Consider the following 3,545-nt stretch of genomic DNA (forward strand, 5'->3'; position numbering starts at 1 on the left):
AGCCTATGGCGAAACCTATGGCTTGCCTTATGTAATTACCAATTGTTCTAACAATTATGGACCTTATCATTTTCCAGAAAAATTAATTCCTTTATTCATTCATAACATTATAGAGCAAAAGCCTTTACCTGTTTATGGTGATGGAAAATATACTAGAGATTGGCTTTTTGTAGAAGATCATGCTGTGGCAATAGATTTAGTTTTTCATGAAGGGAAAAACCATGAAACCTATAATATTGGTGGTTTTAACGAATGGCAAAACATTGATTTAGTAAAACTTTTGTGCCAACAAATGGATGCTAAATTAGGTAGAAATGCTGGCGAATCAGAAGAATTAATTACCTATGTAAAAGACCGACCAGGGCACGATTTGCGTTACGCTATTGACGCTTCAAAAATAAATAAAGAACTAGGCTGGAAACCATCGGTAACCTTTGAACAAGGTTTAGAAAAAACAATAGATTGGTATTTAGCAAATGAAGTATGGCTCAAAAACATTACCTCGGGAGAATATGCAAAGTACTATGAAAAACAATAGAAATAAGAAATGAAAAAAAATTTAATTGTATTTGGAACTCGACCTGAAGCTATTAAAATGGCTCCTTTGGTTATTGAATTTTTAAAAGACAAAGAAAATTTTGAAACTCGTGTATGTGTTACAGCGCAACACAGAGAAATGTTAGATCAAGTTTTAATTTTTTTTGAAATTAAACCTGACTATGATTTAGATTTAATGAAACCAAATCAGAATTTATATGCGCTAACATCAGAGATTATTTTAGGATTGAAACCTATTTTGGAAGAATTTAAACCTGATTTTGTATATGTACATGGAGATACTTCTACCACAATGGCTACAAGTATTGCTGCTTTTTATTCGGGGGCAAAAGTATGTCATGTAGAAGCGGGTCTTAGGACACATAATAAATATTCACCATTTCCAGAAGAAATTAATAGGCAAATAACGGGTAGAATTGCCGATATACATTTTGCACCTACCATTACTTCAAAAGCGAACTTACTTTTAGAAAACATTTCGAGTTCTTCTATTTTGGTTACTGGAAATACAGTAATTGATGCACTTTTACAAAGTTCGGATAAAGTAAATACAATAAAAAATGAAGAAATAGAATCTTTAAAATCAACTGTTGATTTTAATAAAAAGGTAATCTTAGTTACTGGCCATCGAAGAGAAAATCACGGTGATGGTTTTATTAATATTTGCGCTGCTTTAAAAGAAATTGCAGTTACAAGTCCAGATGTTCAAATTATTTATCCGGTTCACTTAAATCCCAATGTAAAAGGGCCTGTATATGAAATATTAGGCGATGTATCCAATATTAAACTCATTAAACCATTAGCTTATCCTGCTTTTGTATGGTTAATGAATCAATCGTATATTATCATTACGGATAGTGGCGGAGTTCAAGAAGAAGCTCCAAGTTTAGGAAAGCCAGTGCTAGTAATGCGTGACACTACCGAAAGACCTGAAGCTGTGGAAGCAGGAACGGTTATTTTAGTAGGGACAAATAAAAATAAAATTGTTTCAGAATGTTTAAGTTTATTAAACGATCCAGATAAATATCAACAAATGAGTGCTTTGCATAATCCCTATGGTGACGGTAAAGCTTGTGAAAGAATAATCAATTATATTAAACAATATTAAATATGAGTCAACAAAAAGTAGTAACAATTGGACTTGGATACATTGGTTTACCTACATCGGCCTTAATTGCCAATAATAATATTCACGTTCATGGTGTAGATGTAAATCAAAAAGTAGTCGACACCATAAATGCAGGAAAAATACATATTATTGAGCCCAGCTTAGATGAAGTTGTTGCAAAAGCTGTTGGCTCTGGCTTTCTAAAAGCAGATACCAAACCAGTACCAGCTGAGGTTTATTTAATTGTAGTACCCACTCCTTTTAAAGCTAAAAACGAACCCGACATTTCATTTGTACAAGCAGCTACAAAAGCAATAATTCCATTGCTAAAAGAGGGTGATTTATATATTATAGAATCAACTTCACCTATTGGAACTACAGAAAAAATGATGAAATATATTTTTTCTGAAAGACCCGAATTAAAAGAAAAAATATATTTAGCCTATTGTCCAGAACGCGTTTTACCTGGCAATGTAATGTACGAATTGGTTCACAATGACAGAGTAATTGGAGGAGTAGATGATGCTTCTACTAAAAAATCAATAGCATTTTACAGCCAATTTGTTAAAGGTGAATTGCATGCAACAAATGCAAGAACGGCAGAAATGTGTAAATTAACTGAAAATTCTTCAAGAGATGTTCAAATTGCATTTGCGAATGAATTATCTTTAATTTGTGCAAAAGCAGATATTAATGTTTGGGATCTTATTAAATTAGCCAATAAACATCCACGAGTAAATATTTTGCAACCGGGATGTGGCGTTGGAGGACATTGTATTGCTGTTGATCCTTATTTTATTGTGGCCGATTATCCAATGGAATCAAAAATTATAGCTTCGGCTAGAGAGGTTAATAATTACAAATCATTTTGGTGTGCGGAACAAGTAAAAACGGCAAAATTAGAATTTCAAATCAAGCACGGCAAAAAACCAAGTGTAGCCCTTATGGGATTAGCTTTTAAGCCAAACATAGACGATTTAAGAGAATCTCCAGCAAAATATATTGCTCAAAAAGTGCTTCAAGACGCTCAAGATGAACAGTATTTTATTGTTGAGCCTAATATTGAAGATCATCATGTTTTTAAAATAACAAACTATAAAGCAGCTGCAGAAAAAGCAGATATAATCGTTTTTTTAGTAGCCCACAACGAGTTTAAAAAGCTTGAAATAGCAAAAGAAAAAATTGTTTTAGATTTTTGTGGGGTAACTGTATGATAAAGAAATTTAAAAACATATTAATATCAGTATATTCAAAAGGATTATTTCATTTAATATTTTCAAATCTATTAATTGCATTAAGTTTTTTTGGGGCCCAATTTTTAATTGCTTCTTTTATTAAACCTGAAGAATTAGGTTTAATAAAAAGTTGGCAAAATTACGTTCAACTTTTATCTGTTATATGTGGTTTAGGGTTAAGTTCTGCAATATTAAAAATTTCAGCGAGCGATAATGTTTCTAATAAAGAAAAATCAATACTTTTTAGTTTGTCGATAATACTTTCACTTTTTTCATGTATTATATTTATTAGTATTTTTCTGTTATTGGCAAATTTTAGGATTATTTCAAACAATTCAGAACTAATACATTATTTAAATTTATTTTCGTTTTCAATTTTTATTATTGTTATCAATGCTTTATTTTATGCCTATTATAATGCTACAAAACAAATAAAAAAGTTAAGTTTTATAAATTTTTTCAGCAAAGTTATCACATCTATAATAATTGTAATATTAACTTATTATTATGGTATTTTTGGTTTTTTTACTGCTATTGTTTTAGGATTTTTTTTAACATTTATAACATATTTAGTATTTACAAAAGATTTAAAATTTATTTTTTCGATAGCCGATTTTAAATTTTTTTTATTAAAACGTTCAATA

At 30.3% G+C, this 3,545-nt stretch carries 3 protein-coding genes; all 3 read left to right on the forward strand.

Features of this window, described 5'->3' with window-relative positions:
- On the forward strand, window positions 1–538 hold a 538-nt coding region (locus AABM47_RS09115), incomplete at its 5' end, for a GDP-mannose 4,6-dehydratase (protein WP_338410615.1).
- Between the two features lie 9 nt (window positions 539–547).
- Window positions 548–1,666 (forward strand): UDP-N-acetylglucosamine 2-epimerase (non-hydrolyzing), encoded by a 1,119-nt coding sequence (gene wecB / locus AABM47_RS09120; protein ID WP_338410616.1) that lies wholly within the window; start codon window positions 548–550, stop codon window positions 1,664–1,666.
- A gap of 2 nt (window positions 1,667–1,668) precedes the next feature.
- Window positions 1,669–2,880: a UDP-N-acetyl-D-mannosamine dehydrogenase gene (gene wecC / locus AABM47_RS09125; protein ID WP_338410617.1), complete on the forward strand. Its 1,212-nt coding sequence runs from the start codon at window positions 1,669–1,671 to the stop codon at window positions 2,878–2,880.
- The last annotated feature ends 665 nt before the right edge of the window (window positions 2,881–3,545 follow it).

Source organism: uncultured Flavobacterium sp. (genome assembly GCF_963925415.1).
In the GTDB taxonomy this organism is placed as follows: domain Bacteria; phylum Bacteroidota; class Bacteroidia; order Flavobacteriales; family Flavobacteriaceae; genus Flavobacterium.